The 14,649-nt window shown below is 50.0% G+C and carries 14 protein-coding genes and 1 tRNA gene; 7 read left to right on the top strand and 8 right to left on the bottom strand.

What is annotated here, in order from left to right; genetic code table 11:
• Nucleotides 1-202: 202 nt before the first annotated feature.
• Nucleotides 203-1,417 (bottom strand): sensor histidine kinase, encoded by a 1,215-nt coding sequence (locus BUA40_RS08425; RefSeq protein WP_072800202.1) that lies wholly within the window; start codon nucleotides 1,415-1,417, stop codon nucleotides 203-205.
• A gap of 200 nt (nucleotides 1,418-1,617) precedes the next feature.
• Here BUA40_RS08425 and BUA40_RS08420 point away from each other — a divergent pair, with 200 nt between their 5' ends.
• The 7 genes from BUA40_RS08420 to BUA40_RS08390 all read left to right on the top strand — a co-directional run bounded on the left by BUA40_RS08420 (nucleotide 1,618) and on the right by BUA40_RS08390 (nucleotide 8,652).
• Nucleotides 1,618-2,472, top strand: coding sequence for a sigma-70 family RNA polymerase sigma factor (locus BUA40_RS08420; RefSeq protein WP_072800278.1), 855 nt, complete (start codon nucleotides 1,618-1,620; stop codon nucleotides 2,470-2,472).
• Between the two features lie 118 nt (nucleotides 2,473-2,590).
• Nucleotides 2,591-4,384, top strand: coding sequence for a S41 family peptidase (locus BUA40_RS08415; protein ID WP_072800201.1), 1,794 nt, complete (start codon nucleotides 2,591-2,593; stop codon nucleotides 4,382-4,384).
• Nucleotides 4,385-4,405: 21 nt separating this feature from the next.
• Nucleotides 4,406-5,179 (top strand): MlaE family ABC transporter permease, encoded by a 774-nt coding sequence (locus tag BUA40_RS08410; protein ID WP_255369253.1) that lies wholly within the window; start codon nucleotides 4,406-4,408, stop codon nucleotides 5,177-5,179.
• Complete coding sequence (locus BUA40_RS08405) at nucleotides 5,179-5,505, top strand: DciA family protein (RefSeq protein WP_072800199.1); 327 nt, start codon at nucleotides 5,179-5,181, stop codon at nucleotides 5,503-5,505. Before BUA40_RS08410 ends, BUA40_RS08405 begins: the two co-directional genes overlap by 1 nt.
• 58 nt (nucleotides 5,506-5,563) lie before the next feature.
• On the top strand, nucleotides 5,564-7,504 hold the full coding sequence (gene gyrB, locus BUA40_RS08400) for a DNA topoisomerase (ATP-hydrolyzing) subunit B (RefSeq protein ID WP_072800198.1): 1,941 nt from the start codon (nucleotides 5,564-5,566) through the stop codon (nucleotides 7,502-7,504).
• A gap of 13 nt (nucleotides 7,505-7,517) precedes the next feature.
• Nucleotides 7,518-8,522 (top strand): polyprenyl synthetase family protein, encoded by a 1,005-nt coding sequence (locus BUA40_RS08395; protein WP_072800197.1) that lies wholly within the window; start codon nucleotides 7,518-7,520, stop codon nucleotides 8,520-8,522.
• A gap of 57 nt (nucleotides 8,523-8,579) precedes the next feature.
• Nucleotides 8,580-8,652: transfer RNA gene (locus tag BUA40_RS08390), tRNA-Ala, on the top strand.
• 35 nt (nucleotides 8,653-8,687) lie between these two features.
• On the opposite strand, the gene BUA40_RS08385 is transcribed toward BUA40_RS08390, so the two are convergent.
• The 7 genes from BUA40_RS08385 to BUA40_RS14680 form a co-directional block, all read right to left on the bottom strand.
• Nucleotides 8,688-9,971, bottom strand: a complete 1,284-nt coding sequence (locus tag BUA40_RS08385) for a hypothetical protein (RefSeq protein ID WP_143149744.1) — start codon at nucleotides 9,969-9,971, stop codon at nucleotides 8,688-8,690.
• 24 nt (nucleotides 9,972-9,995) lie between these two features.
• A complete protein-coding gene (locus BUA40_RS08380; RefSeq protein WP_072800196.1) occupies nucleotides 9,996-10,448 on the bottom strand; it encodes a hypothetical protein in 453 nt (150 codons plus the stop codon).
• 59 nt (nucleotides 10,449-10,507) lie between these two features.
• Nucleotides 10,508-11,962, bottom strand: coding sequence for a sigma-54 interaction domain-containing protein (locus BUA40_RS08375; RefSeq protein WP_072800195.1), 1,455 nt, complete (start codon nucleotides 11,960-11,962; stop codon nucleotides 10,508-10,510).
• A gap of 18 nt (nucleotides 11,963-11,980) precedes the next feature.
• Nucleotides 11,981-13,132 carry a serine/threonine protein kinase gene (locus BUA40_RS08370; RefSeq protein WP_255369252.1) on the bottom strand — a complete coding sequence of 384 codons (1,152 nt, stop codon included), beginning with the start codon at nucleotides 13,130-13,132 and terminating at the stop codon, nucleotides 11,981-11,983.
• Nucleotides 13,129-13,833, bottom strand: a complete 705-nt coding sequence (locus BUA40_RS08365) for a tetratricopeptide repeat protein (protein WP_072800194.1) — start codon at nucleotides 13,831-13,833, stop codon at nucleotides 13,129-13,131. The genes BUA40_RS08370 and BUA40_RS08365 overlap by 4 nt, the downstream gene beginning before the upstream one ends.
• A 78-nt stretch (nucleotides 13,834-13,911) precedes the next feature.
• A complete protein-coding gene (locus BUA40_RS08360) occupies nucleotides 13,912-14,346 on the bottom strand; it encodes a DUF3332 family protein (protein WP_072800193.1) in 435 nt (144 codons plus the stop codon).
• A 112-nt stretch (nucleotides 14,347-14,458) separates the two neighbouring features.
• A partial coding sequence (locus BUA40_RS14680) for a hypothetical protein (protein ID WP_218588186.1) occupies nucleotides 14,459-14,649 on the bottom strand: 191 nt, incomplete at its 5' end.

Here is a 14,649-nt window from a genome sequence, read left to right as displayed (position 1 = left end):
TGTTTGTTAAGCTCCCCAGCGTTCGCTGAGCAGGATATAAAAAGCCATATAAAAATGGATACCCTAAACAGATAAAAAAAATACACCTGTGGTTAACAGATGTATCTAAAAACTATTTATCGATCCGCAAGGAATTATAGATAAAGATTTTTTTCTTGTAAAGAGATTCCGCGATACATTTTGAAAAAAGTGTATACAGCGTTTACACAGAATCCTTTTTCAATTCCACTTTCAATTCCGTTTTATATGCATCGCCTTCTACGCCAGCTTTATATTGATAGCGTCCGCCATACATAAGTTCCAAGCGCTTCTTGAAAGTAGAAAGTCCAAGGCCGCTCGCATTCGGCTTTGCCTTACGCGGGAAGTTGCTGTTTTCGCTAACAAACGAAATTGTATTTCCCTTCTGCACAATCTTGATGTGTGCAAAACTGTTGCCTTCCGGATTCACGCAATGCTTCATCGCATTTTCCATCAACGGCATCATCAACAGCGGTTCCACTTGACAATCCGGATTTTCAAGTTCGTATTCAAATTTAAAATCAAAGGAATCGTCATGTCTCAATTTCTCAAGTTCCGCATACTTTTCCAAAATGCCCACATCTTCTTTAAGCGAAATATACTTGTCGCCTGTCTGGTAAAGCATCACGCGAATCAGCTGCGAAAGTTTCGTCATACTTGTTTCGGCAAGGCCAGGGTCTATACGAATCAAGCTAGTAATATTGTTCAAGGTATTGAACAAGAAATGCGGCGAAAGCTGATTCTTCAAAAATTTGAGTTCATATTCCAGAGTTGAACGTTTCTTTTCACGCAAGATAAACGCTCTGATAATCAACCTCGAAAACATTGAAATCAAAATGCAAACAAAGCAGATGAGCGCAAGCGCAATCAGAAACACAAGTACAGTCCAGACGGAAAAATGCCCGCGCACGGCCCCCGCACTAAAACAATAGTTGCTGAAGAAATCTACAATTCCCTCGCCCGCCTTGCGCTGAATCAAGAAGTAGAACACTTCGCGGCCTAGCAACGAAAGAAAAAGAATCACGGCGTTGCCGGCAAAGAACAAAGCATAACGTTTTCTAAAGAAGCACTTTGGAACAAGGTAGCGCTGGTTTACCAAGAAGGTCAAGAACGTTGCCAGAAGCGGCAAATAGTAGCAGGAAAGATTAATAAGCGACACTTGCGTCAACGGATATGTCGGATCAAGCAGCAATATCAGCGGGAACAGCAAGATAAACATCCAAATCAGAATCATCAGTACAAATGTCGGAATCGGATACTGGGCATCGTTCTCGTCGCCCATAATTTCGATTAGTTCCCGCTCGCCTTTTTCGAATTGGGCTTCCTGAAGTTCCGCGAAACGTTCATAATTGCGGCGTAAAAAGGCTCGAAAAGCGGATTTTGCGTACTTTGTCGTCATTTTTTCCTCTTGTAGACACAAAAATAGGTCTTATTTTGCCAAAAAAAAGGGCGTTATGACAAAAACGTGACAAAAGTCCACTTTTCTTTGACGAAATTCACAAACAACTTTTGCGAACAAAGGCGTAATCCGTGACACTTGAAAATGAAAATGGAGGTAGATTTACGAATGTAAACGAAACAACAAGCAACGAGGTTGATATGACAAAGAATACACACGTTCGTGACGACAGGGATGTTTATTTCCAGTATCTGAACGATATTTCTAAATATCCGCTGCTTACCAAGGAACAGGAAAAGGTTGTACTTGCCAAAGTCCGCGAAGGCAGCCGCGAAGCCATGGATCTGCTGGTCAAGAGCAACCTCCGCTTTGTAGTGAACATCGCCAACCTTTACAAGGGTCAGGGCATCGACGTGAACGAGCTCATCAACGAAGGCAACATGGGCCTTATCGAAGCCGCTCGTCGCTTTGACCACACTCAAAAAATCAAGTTTATCAGCTACGCCGTTTGGTGGGTTCGCCAGAACATCACCCGCGCCATCGCTGAACGCGGCCGTTTGGTCCGCATCAGCGCCGAAAAGGAACTCGTGCTCCGCCGCTTTGCCAAGAAGGGCGGCCAGATGCACCAGGTTGTGGGCGGCGGTCTTATGCTTGACCCCAAGAGCCTCGAAGGTGTCTCCAAGTACAAAGCTAACGACATCGAAAAGATCTTGATGATGGGCAGCAAGTCTACCTCCCTCGACACCCCGGTGGGCGAAGATGGCGATATGACTCTCGGTGATACCATCGCAGCGACCGAATTCCGCACCGATGAACTCGCCGAAAAGAACAACCGTAGCAAGCTTTTCGACAAGGCGATGAACAACAGCCTTTCTGACCAGGAAAAGGAAATCATCAAGCTCTATTTCGGCTTCAAGATGGATTCCGACCTGAACCTGAAGGAAATCGCCCCGATGGTCGGCCTTTCCAAGGAACGCACCCGCCAGCTCAAGGATTCCGCCCTGGAAAAACTCAGGAACGAACAGCTCGCCCGCGTTTTGAACGACGCCGCCTAAGCTTAAACCTTTTTAGATCTTTTTTCTCTCTCTCCTTATAACTAAAAAACCGGCCCTTTCGGCCGGTTTTTTCCGTTTTTGGGGCCCCGACAAACAAATGAAATTGTATTTTTAAGGCATGAATTTCAATATGCTGAATTTTCGAACCCTTCTTGTAGCCGGTCTCTCGGCTCTTTGCTTCACGACTAGCCCCTTTGCGGCAAACGACAAAAAAGATCCTCCCGGCGACTTCTACAACGAAGTTTCCCGCCTGAACAAGGTTCTTTCCGAAGTCAACCGCAAGTATGTGGAAGACGTGAACCCCACAGAGCTCACCGACGCAGCCTTGAACGGCATCCGTAACATCTTGGACCCGCACACAACCGTGTTCTCTCCCAAGGACTACGAAAGCCTTAAAGTCTCCATGGAAGGCAAATTCGGCGGCGTAGGCATCACCATTAGCCTCCGCGACAATATTTTGACCGTTATTTCCCCCTTGTCCGGCACCCCGGCTTTCCGCCTGGGCATCCGCGCCGGTGACCGCATCCGTAAAATTGACGGCAAGGACACCAAGGGACTCAGTCTCGACGAAGCTGTAAACAAGCTCCGCGGCAAGATCGGCACCGACGTGACCGTTTCTATTGAACGCGAAGGCGTGCCCGACCTGATGGACTTTACCATTACCCGTGCCGAAATCATTGTGCACGCCGTGCCCTACTACGGCATGGTCACCAAGGATATCGGCTATATCAAGCTCGCTACCTTTAGCGACAAGACCACTAGCGACGTAGAAAACGCCCTCAAGAGCCTCCAGAAGCAGGGCATGAAGAAGATTATCCTCGACATGCGCTACAATCCGGGTGGACTTCTGAACCAGGCCATCGAAATCAGCGAATTGTTCCTGAAGCAGGGCAACCTGATCGTGAGCACCCGCGGACGCACCCAAAGGACCGAAAGCCACGCCCGCAAGAACGGCATCGTAAAGCCGGAAGTGCCCATGGTGGTGCTCCTGAACCAAGGTTCCGCCAGTGCAGCCGAAATTGTTTCTGGCGCCCTCCAGGACTGGGACCGCGCCTTGATCATTGGTAAGACATCCTTTGGTAAGGGTTCCGTGCAGACGATTTTCCCGCTGGACAACCAGGGTAACGCCCTCAAGCTCACCACGGCATTCTACTACCTGCCCTTCGGCCGCTGCATCAACAAGCCCGAAAACGGCATCAAGGGCCTCAAGATCATGGAAGAAGAATACGCCGAAGAAGGCGACGAAAAGGCCGATTCCACCAAGAAAGACACCGCCAAGGTCGACACCTTCTACACCAACAACGGTCGTATGATGTTCGGTAGCGGCGGCATTACCCCCGACGTAGAAGTGGAACTTTCCCCCATGCCTTGGGTGGTACAGGTGCAAGAACGTATGGCTATGTACTTCAAGTTCGCCGTCAAGATCCGCCCCGAACTGGAAAAGGCCGGCGTCAAGATGAGCGCCAACTGGGAAGTCCCCGACAGCCTGTTTACGCAATTCCGCGACTTCTGCATGAAGGACACGAACTTCACCAAGATCAAGAGCAACGCTCTGGTAGGCGTGGACCAGCTCGAAAAGAGCATTGTCCGCGAACAGAACTACATGGGTGACAGCGCAAAGACGGTAAGCGACACCGCTCTCGCCAAGCGCCTCGAAGAGATGCGCAAGACCCTTGAAAACAACCGCAACGCCCAGTTCGACGAGAACAAGCAGTACATCAAGGACGGCATCAAGCGCGAACTCCTGACCGCGTTCCTCAACGATTCCGTCAGCACCGCCTTCTCCTTGAAGCAGGATAAGCAGCTGAACGAAGCCATCAAGTACTTGAGCGACATGAATCTTTACAAGAAGACCATCAGCGCACCAAGCAAGAAGGCTTCCAAGAAGTCTAACAAGGATTCCAAAAAGTAGTAGGCGTCCTTGATTACCCTCATGAACAGAATTGCAGAAAGTCTGGGTAAATTCATCCGGAAATTTCTGCACACGGTGGCAAGCTACCTCCATTTTGTCTGGCAGCTTTTCAAGAGCATTCCAGGTGCGTTCAGCAATTTCCACACAACAGTGGAGCAAATGCAGCATGTGGGTCTTACCAGTATTCCCGTGGTGGTAGCGGCATCGCTTGCCACAGGCGCCATTATGGCATGGCAGCTCGCTTACCAGTTCGCCGACATCATTCCCTTGATGTTTGTGGGGATGGCCGTGGGTAAATCCGTGATGGTGGAACTTTGCCCGATCCTTACCGCAATGGTTCTTGCCGGTCGAATTGGCGCATCCATGTGTTCAGAATTGGGTACTATGGCCGTCACCGAGCAGCTCGACGCATACAAAGTATTAGGACTCAGCCCCTACAAGTTTTTGCTTGCACCCCGTTTGATTGCAACCATCATCATGCTTCCGACCCTTACGATCATCAGCATCTTTATCGGTATCGTAGGCGGTTACGAAGTGGCCCACATTTACAAGGACGTGTCCTTTGCCGTATTCTTCTACGGAGTGCGCATGTTCTACCAGAACTGGGACTTGGTGGTGGGCCTTATCAAGGCGACCCTTTACGGCTACTTTATTGCAAGCTACGCATGCTTCTTTGGCTTTACCACCCATAGCGGTGCCGAAGGCGTGGGCAAAAACACCAAGGCTACCGTGGTAGCCGGCATGACAAGCATCCTGATTGGCGGCTTCGTGCTTTCCAAGCTACTATTGCTTTAATGAACAACCCCACTTACAAAAGGCGTGGGAAGCCCGTTTGTGGCAAGGATCCCGAAGACATCAGCGTACTGTTGCAGATGGTTCTGGACAAGACCCATATCACCGACGAAATGGTCATCGAAAAGCTCTCAAATGGCCTCGAAACCATCGTGGGGCCACTCGTAAAACCGCATGTGCAAATAGCCAAATTTGACAAGAATATTTTGACGCTAAAGTGCGATAGTTCCGCCTGGAAACAGGAACTTTTCTTGCAAAAAAAAGCTATTATTGACAAGTGTAATTTATTGCTCGGGAAACCCTCCGTCAAGAACATTCTTTTCGTTTAAAAGCATGTCAGATAGAGCCCCGACTCAAAGATTTTAGAAGAAGAAAACAAGGTAAAAAATGGCAGAAGAATCTGAAGAAATGAAAAAGGCCGAAGAAGACTACAGCGGCTCTAGCATTACCGTTTTGGAAGGCCTCGAAGCCGTGCGTGTTCGCCCGGCTATGTACATCGGTTCAACAGACATCCGCGGTCTCCACCACCTGGTTTGGGAAGTGGTCGACAACTCCGTGGACGAAGCTTTGGCCGGATTCTGCTCTCACATTGAAATCGCCATTTTGCCGGGTAACGGCATCCGCGTGACCGATAACGGCCGCGGCATTCCGACAGACATTCACCCCAAGGAAAAGGTCGGTACCATCCAGGTCGTGATGACCAAGCTCCACGCCGGTGGTAAGTTCAACAACAGCTCGTACAAGGTCTCTGCCGGTTTGCACGGCGTGGGCGTGAGCTGCGTGAACGCTCTGTCCAACAAGTTGGTTGTTACCGTGCGCCGCAACGGCCGCGTAGTGCAGCAGGAATTTGCCCGTGGCGTTCCGTGCGGTCCGCAGGTGGATCTCGGCGAAAGCGACGGTACGACCGGTACATCCGTTGAATTCTATCCGGATGACACCATCTTCAGCGAAACCGTTTACGTGTACGACACGCTCGCTACGCGTTTCCGCGAACTCGCCTTCCTCATGAGCGGTCTTCGCCTGACGCTTACCGACGAACGTGACCCCGAAAATAAGCAGACCGATACGTTCTGCTATCCGGGTGGTGTTTCTGAATTCGTGCGCTACGTGGACGAACACCGCACCAAGCTGTTCCAGGATCCTATTCACCTGGTACTCCCTGAAGGCCAGTATCCGCTCGAAGTTGCCATGTGGTACAACGACGGCTACCAGGAAAACTTCTTTAGCTTCGTGAACAACGTGAACACCTACGATGGCGGTACACACGTGACGGGCTTCAAGACGGCCCTCACCCGCGTCATCAGCAAGTTCGCGCAGGAAATGCCCAAGGGCAAGAAAGACATTACCATTACCGCCGACGATATCCGCGAAGGACTCACCGCCGTGATTGCCATCAAGGTCTCGCAGCCGCAGTTCGAAGGCCAGACCAAGCGCAAGCTCGGCAACTCCGAAATCGCAGGCTACGTCGCCTCCGCTTTCGGTGCAAAACTCGAAGAATACTTCCAGGAAAACCCGGCCGCGGTCAAGATTATCTTGGACAAGGTTTACAACGCCGCCGTGGCCCGCGAAGCCGCCCACAAGGCCCGCACGCTCGCCCGTCGCAAGAACGTTCTCGAAAGCGGTGGACTTCCGGGCAAGCTCGCCGACTGCTCCAGCCGCGATCCCAAGGAATGCGAACTGTTCATCGTGGAAGGTGACTCTGCAGGTGGTTCTGCAAAGATGGGCCGTAACCGCGAGTTCCAGGCCATTCTCCCCCTGCGCGGTAAGATTTTGAACGTGGAAAAGGCAAGCCTCCACCGCGTGCTCGACACCGAAGAAATCCAGAACCTGGTAAACGCCATCGGCTGCGGTCTCGGCACTGAATGCAAACTCGAAAAGCTCCGCTACAACAAGATCGTCATCATGACCGATGCTGATGTGGACGGTTCCCATATTCAGACTTTGCTCCTCACCTTCTTCTTCCGCTACATGCGCCCGCTCATCGACGAAGGCCACGTGTTCCTCGCCATGCCGCCTCTGTTCAAGCTGAAGGTCGGCACCAAGGAAACGTACTTGTTTGACGAAAACGACAAGGACGAAGCCATGGCCAAGCTCGAAGACAAGAAGAACGTGACGGTGAGCCGATTCAAAGGTCTTGGCGAAATGTCTCCGGAACAGCTTTCCGAAACGACCATGGACCCGAACAAGCGTTTCCTCAAGCAGTGCTACGTGGAAGATGCCGTGGCAGCCGACCAGATCTTCAGCATGCTCATGGGTGAAGATGTGGAACCGCGCCGCAAGTTCATTGAATCCAACGCCTACAAGGTCTTGAACGACCTGGATATCTAACGGTGATTATTTAATGGCTCCGACAAAGGCAGAATTTCAGACCGTGCTGACGCAAGCACGTGCACTTGTCCAAGAACAGTTGCAACTCACCGAAAAGGTCATTTTCGGAGTGGCGAAGAACGCCCCCGCCGGTATTGGCGAACGGCTTGAATCGCTGTTCCAGCGCAAGGGCAAGCGCATTCGTTCGACGCTCCTTTGCCTGATTGCACAAAGCGGTTCTCAAAAGCCTGATTCCTTGCGCGTGGCTCACGCTTGCGCAGGCATCGAACTTTTGCACCTAGCAAGCCTTGTGCACGACGACATCATCGACGGCACCGACATCCGCCGCGGACAAAAGACAGCGCACAAAGAATGGGGCACGCAAGTGGCCGTACTGATTGGCGACTACGTTCTGTCACAGGCCATGCAGTGCGTGATCGACGAAGAGTCCCACGATATTCCGACTGTACTTTCCAAGGCTGCAGATAAATTAATCGCCGGTGAAATCCTGGAACTGGACCAATCCGGAAACATGCGTCTTTCGTTCGAAGAATACGACCGTATTATCGACGGCAAGACCGCAGCCTTGATCGCTGCCGCAGCCCGCATCGGTGCCATTCTCGCCGGATTCGACAGCGCAAACATTGACAAGTGCGCCCAAATGGGCAGCCACTTCGGCATTGCTTTCCAGATCATTGACGACCTTCTGGACTACGGTTTTGGAAGCAAGGACCTCGACAAGGCCAAGTTCACTGATTTAGGCAACGGACTGATTACGCTTCCGCTGCTGTACTACTTCGAAGGCTGCAACGCACAGGAACGTTCCGATATGGAATCGCTGATTGCAAAAGCTGACCAAGCCGGCGTTCCCGAAAAGATTATTGAAAAGCTGAATGAAAAGAACGCCTTCAAGAAGGCCAAGGCCAACGCCCAAGACCATCTTGAAAAAGCCCTTGAAATTGCGCAGGGTCTTCCCAGTTCACTTTTCACCGAAGAGATTATCCAGATGTTCTCTTCGATGGACAACCGCGGCAACTAGTCCAAAGGGCTCAAGTTGCCAAAAGGCGCAAAATAAGTTATATTGCGCCTACATCCTGGGGATATAGCTCAGTTGGTAGAGCGACAGGTTCGCAATCTGTAGGTCATGGGTTCGACTCCCACTATCTCCATAAAAAAGCAGGACTGAGTCCTGCTTTTTTCGTTTTTAGATTTCCCACTTGAAGCCGACTTTCATCTCAGAAAGAATGCTATTCTCTGGATAAACGCCCTTATAATACTTGGGCAAACTGTAATGCTTATAGAATTGTTCTAAGCCCAAATAAAGCGTTATCGCATTCGGTTTCCAATAGAACATGGTTCCCCAGACGCCGCTGAATTTGCCCATCTTTTCGTAATCGCTATCCGGGCCGTCCAAGACAAAACCATAGAACAGGTTAAGCCTTGCCTCGAGCGTTATATTGCGTTTGAATTTATAAGACACCCGTGAACGGAGAGTGGGGCCTAGCCACTTGGCAAAATACTTGGGAATTGCCACGTTAATAGACGACGTCGTATCTTTAGACGCATTCTGCTGCGCCCAATACATAGAATCCAGTTTTCCGACATTCCAGTTGTAGCACTCCGGTCCATAAGCTTCCAAGCAAGCTTGCATCGGATTTTGCCAGTTCCCGTACATGCCACCCCAATACGAGTACTCCGATTCCCCTTCCTCTTCTTGTTCCAACTCTTCAACAGCTTTCTTATACGATTCGATATAGCTCACGAAATCCACTGCAGAATCCGCCTCGAAGCGAGCGCCCGCATAAACAGACCAGTTCAAGCCGTAGGGAACCGTCCTGTGCCAGGAACCATACAACGCAAACGAAAGCGGGCCATCGGGATCATAGTACCCCCAAACCGCGGCACCGACACGCTGCTTTTCAAACCGGTAAAAATCCCGTTCTATCCATGTATAAAAATTGGGAGAAACATAGGCACCTTCCACAACCTTGATATCGGCGCCCACATCAAGCATCAAGGATTTACCGACCAAGGAATATTCAAGCCCGACCGAAATATTCCAGTCATTTGTATCGAGCACGGGCATATTTTCGTTCGCCACAAACCAGTCGCCCGAAAAACCCAGTCCAAAAGAATGAATCCAGTCGCCCGTAGAATAGTCCACAAATGGAGTCAGCGAAAAGAAGATGTCTCCGCCGGTTTCGCTAACTTTCTCTACACCGCCATATTCATTATAGTGCAAGCCGTAAAAACCGAGATCTCCCAAAAAACGAAGCGACCATGGATTCTTTGTATCCATAGTCGCATCAAGGGCTTTGTAGTATTCGTCAATAATTTCACGAATTTCTTCTGTATAGGGGCCAGGAATCTGAACCGCTTCTTCAAAGGCGGCAAGGGCGGCCGACACATCACCGGCTTCTTCAGCCTTCATGGCGCGGTAGTACACGTCTTCTTGCGTCTCGGCATAAAGCAAAGACGTCAGTAGCATGAGTACTATCGCAATGAAACGCATTTAGCGATGGGGACGATCCATCGGCTTCATCGGATTCATGGGATTCATAGGAGCCGGAGCAGGACCATTGGGCATGTCTCGCATCGGGTTCATTTGGTGAGACCCAGGTTGCTCATAAAAAGGAGTACGTTCGCGAGACTGATTTTTCGGGATTTCCCCCTCAAAGCGAGGCTTTTCGTCCCGTTTTTTCGAGACTTCCTGGCGGATATTTTTCTTCTCGGCGGCGGAACTATTGCGCAAGTCCGTTAGAATTTGCTCTCGGGCTGCACGACGTTCTGCGCGCAATTTTTGCCAATCTGCGCTTTCCTTTGCACCAAGATTGGGCATTTCTCGCGAAATTTCCATATTCTCGGCGGGGGTCGGGACAGAAGACTCCGGACGCGCAGAAGACGGAGCAGCGTAGCTAAGCGCTGCAGCCATCATAATTGTCGTTATGAGAGTAGTCTTTTTCATACTCAATCTCTTGCAAATTCCGTGCCAACCGTCTTTTAGGCTATAATAAATATATAAAACTATTTCTTATAGTCTTCCTTTTTCATTCCCAATCTTTCCATGATTTCGCGGAGAACCTTGCGGTCAATCCCCAAAATCGTCGCTGCGAGCGTCAAATTCGCGTTACTATCGGAAAGCGCCCTGCCAATAACCTCGCGTTCCACGATTTCGCGGGCTTCCTTGAGCGTACGCGGCGATTCCTTGGCCTGGGACTGGACATCGCCTAAACCAAGATCCATCGGCTGGATAACGCCATGGACCGCCTGAACCAAGGCCTTCTGGACCTTATTCTCGAGTTCGCGCACGTTACCCGGCCAGTGGTAGCTGAGCATCGCCTTTTCGGCGTTACGGCTCAAGTGGTACTTGCCGCGACCGTATTCCGCCCCGTAACGGGTCAGGAACTCTTCGGCCAAAAGCACAACGTCCTGTCCGCGGTCTCTCAAGGGAGGCATTTCGACCGGCATCACCTGAATACGGAAGTACAAGTCTTCCCTGAAGCGCTTCGCCTTGACCGCTTCTTCCAGGTCTACATGCGTCGCACTGATAATGCGCACGTTCACCGGGATTTCGCGATTGTCACCCACGCGGGTGATATGCTTTTCCTGGAGCACACGCAAAAGCTTGACCTGCATATTCATGGGCAGTTCACCGATTTCGTCCAAGAAAATCGTACCGCCGTCAGCTTCTTCAAAAAATCCCTTGCGGGTTTCCACCGCCCCCGTAAACGAGCCCTTGGTATGACCGAACAAAAGGGATTCCATCAGGTGTTCCGGAATGGCGCCGCAATTGACAGCGATAAAAGGCTTGTCTGCTCGCGGACTATGCTTGTGTATGTAGCGGGCAATGACTTCTTTACCGGTTCCTGTTTCGCCACGGATAATCACCGGCATGGGAAGCACCGCTAATTTGTCTGCAAGAGCAATCAATTCGGCCATCACCTTGCTCGAATACACGATGCCATCTTTGCGAATGACGTTTCTTAAAATATTCAGCGATTCCTTGTCACGCAGGCGGTCAAATGCAGCAAAGGCGAACTTTTCGCAGACCATCACAAAGGAATCGAACAAGGCGCTGTCATCTTCGGTAAAAGGTTCTTCGCGGGCGGCGCGCTGCAAGTACAAGTAACCGGATTCACTTTCGGGCGTGCGGAAGGGCGACACCATGATGCTTGTCAGCTGATTCTGCACAATCGATTTCGAAAGGTCTGCAGAATCGTCATCCAGCTGATTCCACACCACAGCCTTCTTTTCGCGCTTCGCCTGTTTTACGGCGGAAATAGAAATAGTCACATTTTCAGGATTACTCAAGTGGATCGCATTTTCTCCACCGGTATCCAGAACAGCGGCATCGGCATGCAAGACGTCCTTCGCCACTTCAAGAATTTTCACAAATAGAGATTCCGGCTGGACTTCGTCCAACAAGATCTTTACGACATCCAGCATCTTTTCTGTCGCTAGCATCGATTCTGACTTCATACGAAACCTCTTCCAAAATTATTCCGTTGCGGGCGTAGGCAAGTCCTTCAGCATCGCAGGAGGAACAGAATCTATTGTCATTTCCGAATCTCGTTCGGCACCCGATTCCAAGCTTCTGGATTTTTGAAGGAACAAGTGACCCGTTTCGTCGATGTCGGGACTTTTGGTTCCGACACAGACGGCAATCACCAATGCAATTAATATAAGTCCAAAAAAGACCAAAATGCCGATTTTTAAGTTGTTTTTTTCATTTTCACCGCTGCATTTGCGGTACGGGAAGACCGATTTTTCTTCCGTCGGGAATTTTTGCCCCATTTTTTCGGCAAACAAATCCTTGGCGAATTTCTGCAAGGCCGTCTGGGCGGTCACCTCGCCAACGCCCATGGAATCGAGGGCAATTTCCAGAAGTTCATCCAGTTCGTCAAAATCTTCGGCGCGATTCTCCGGAGATTCCCGCAGCAAAGCCTTCCACAACGGCTCCAACGCCGAAAGTTCCTGCGGACTGCAGCATCCCAAACCATAAAGCCGAGAAGAAATATCTACGCCGTCAATAGCCATGGCCTGAGCCGCGAGTTCATTATAGTCCTGCGACGCAAGCAAGTCTACGCCAGCAATCCAACGGAACAGAAGCATCCCCAAACCATAAAGGTCGCTCTTGGTGCTGGCAGGCTTCCCTTGAAACCGTTCCGGCGCCGCATAAGCCAAGGCTCCCGGCCCAACAATTCCGCAGTCGATAAGCACAACATTCAACATCGCACCCGACCGGCAAAGCAAGACGTTGGCCGGGTTGATATCACCGTGATGAATATTTTCTTTATCCAACAAATCCAGCGTATGCACAAGGCTCCGGAACAACTTCAGAGCGACGGCCACCGGCATCGCAGGCACATCTGCAGAATTCACCCCGTCAAGAAAATCATAGACCAGGTACGCCGTATTATCGCGAACACCCGATTCTCGAACGCGGTAAAGCCCGGGAACATTCAAATGTTTTAAACGGTCAACGACAGAATCGTCAAAACGGGAACCCGCATGGTACCACTTCAGCGCATAACGATCTTCGCCACAGGAGAGTTCATAGACATCGGCTTCTCCCCCCTGGTGCAGCAATGCACAAGCATCAGCTCTGTCTAGAATGCTTGTCGTAGGCTTTTCGCATTTTGCACTCATAGCCTACCCGAAAGCACCATGGATTTCAAGGAATCTTCGGCCACCTGCGTCCAGTGGATCAGGGACCTGTTTGTCGGAGCCTTTTCCAACCCGGCCGACCAAGTATCCCAAGCCGATTCAATATCGCCTTCTTCCCAATAGATATTTCCCAGGTTAATGTAGGCCGAAATAAACTGCGGTTCCCGGGTCACGATATGGATGAAAATATTCTTTGCGCTATTCAAGTCAGCGTGGGCGTTGCTTTGTGCGAGAATCAATCCCTTCAAGTTATAGCTAAAATAATTCAAGCTATCCAGTTGTATAGATTTATCCAATAAAGGCAGCACATTTGCAGACGCATCGTGATTCAACGTGGCGCGCGCCAGGTAGAACAGGCAAGTGGAATAATTGGCATCGATGCTACCGCTGCTATCCAAGCCATAAAGAATCTTGAATTCGCGGGCAGTGCGGCTCCACCGGACAAACGAGGAATCCTTGAAACGGTCCGTCTGTTCGGCCTCGGCAAAGTAAGAAAGCGCAAGACCGTAGCGAGCGTCGCGGTTAGCAGGTTCTACATCCAATGCTTTTGAGAAATTCGCGATAGCGCGTTCATAGTCGCCAATACGCAAGGCATCGTTTCCACGCTTGATGTCGTCATTGACACAAGACATCAAAAGCAAGGAGAACAATATCACCCCTATGTAGCACACTCGCCTAAGCATAGCCTAAATATATAATAAAATCAATAAAAAAAGACCTTGGCAAAAGCCAAGGCCATTGAAAATCAATCAAGTAAGAAATTACTTGTCGAGTTCACGCTGAGCGACAACGTTACCTTCGGCGTCGAGGGCGCGGATAACGTTTTCATCGCGCTGGAGGGTCATGACGGCCTTTTCGCCAGCAGCGGTGGTCATTTCGACAGTCATAGAACCGTCAGCATTCTTGACAGCGGCAATTTCGTTGCCCTGAGCGTCCTTTTCATAGTAGGAGTCGCCAGAAGCGAGCGGGTTGGAGCCAGTCCAGAATTCGACAGTGTTGAGGACGAGGAAGTCAACGAACAGAGCGATACCGTAGACCGGGATCACGTTCATGCCGAAGTGCACGATGGAGTTGAGCCACTTGTTACCAAGGGTGCCGTTCCAAGCGAGCAACTTGTTGAAGCATGCGTACTTGCCATAGCAGCCGGAAAGAACGATCATGCCGGCGCAGAGAAGGGTAATGATACCTTTTTTCATTTTATTAACTCCTTAAGGGTTGTTTATCGTTTTCTTACGACGTGGAAAAATATAACTAAAAAATGATTCTTTGGTGATATTCCTCTTAAAAATTCTATTTTTTTGTTTTTTATCACACTTCCCCGAATTCGCCCATTTTCCGCTCACTTTGTTTAGTTTTGTTTACAAAGCTGACATTTTTGCCATTTTTATTCCAATTTGGACTATCTAGTCGTCCCTTAAAATCCCGCCCAGCCCGCATAACTATTGGGAAAAACTGATTTCTACCCTGTGAAAATATTGCAAGGTTTTCTAAAATATGAC

The sequence above is a fragment of the Fibrobacter sp. UWT2 genome (assembly GCF_900142545.1).
Lineage (GTDB): Bacteria > Fibrobacterota > Fibrobacteria > Fibrobacterales > Fibrobacteraceae > Fibrobacter.
The sequence above is the reverse complement of the archived record's forward strand: the minus strand, read 5'-3'. Positions and strand labels throughout refer to the sequence as shown.

What these genes read in the sequence shown, in the direction of transcription:
- BUA40_RS08420 (WP_072800278.1), top strand. Translation starts at nt 1,618, where the DNA reads ATGACAAAGAATACACACGTTCGTGACGACAGGGATGTTTATTTCCAG.
- BUA40_RS08425 (WP_072800202.1), bottom strand. Translation starts at nt 1,417, where the DNA reads ATGACGACAAAGTACGCAAAATCCGCTTTTCGAGCCTTTTTACGCCGC.
- BUA40_RS08365 (WP_072800194.1), bottom strand. Translation starts at nt 13,833, where the DNA reads ATGCTTAGGCGAGTGTGCTACATAGGGGTGATATTGTTCTCCTTGCTT.
- BUA40_RS08380 (WP_072800196.1), bottom strand. Translation starts at nt 10,448, where the DNA reads ATGAAAAAGACTACTCTCATAACGACAATTATGATGGCTGCAGCGCTT.
- BUA40_RS08385 (WP_143149744.1), bottom strand. Translation starts at nt 9,971, where the DNA reads ATGCTACTGACGTCTTTGCTTTATGCCGAGACGCAAGAAGACGTGTAC.
- BUA40_RS08410 (WP_255369253.1), top strand. Translation starts at nt 4,406, where the DNA reads ATGAACAGAATTGCAGAAAGTCTGGGTAAATTCATCCGGAAATTTCTG.
- BUA40_RS08395 (WP_072800197.1), top strand. Translation starts at nt 7,518, where the DNA reads ATGGCTCCGACAAAGGCAGAATTTCAGACCGTGCTGACGCAAGCACGT.
- gyrB (WP_072800198.1), top strand. Translation starts at nt 5,564, where the DNA reads ATGGCAGAAGAATCTGAAGAAATGAAAAAGGCCGAAGAAGACTACAGC.
- BUA40_RS08415 (WP_072800201.1), top strand. Translation starts at nt 2,591, where the DNA reads ATGAATTTCAATATGCTGAATTTTCGAACCCTTCTTGTAGCCGGTCTC.
- BUA40_RS08360 (WP_072800193.1), bottom strand. Translation starts at nt 14,346, where the DNA reads ATGAAAAAAGGTATCATTACCCTTCTCTGCGCCGGCATGATCGTTCTT.
- BUA40_RS08375 (WP_072800195.1), bottom strand. Translation starts at nt 11,962, where the DNA reads ATGAAGTCAGAATCGATGCTAGCGACAGAAAAGATGCTGGATGTCGTA.
- BUA40_RS08370 (WP_255369252.1), bottom strand. Translation starts at nt 13,132, where the DNA reads ATGAGTGCAAAATGCGAAAAGCCTACGACAAGCATTCTAGACAGAGCT.
- BUA40_RS08405 (WP_072800199.1), top strand. Translation starts at nt 5,179, where the DNA reads ATGAACAACCCCACTTACAAAAGGCGTGGGAAGCCCGTTTGTGGCAAG.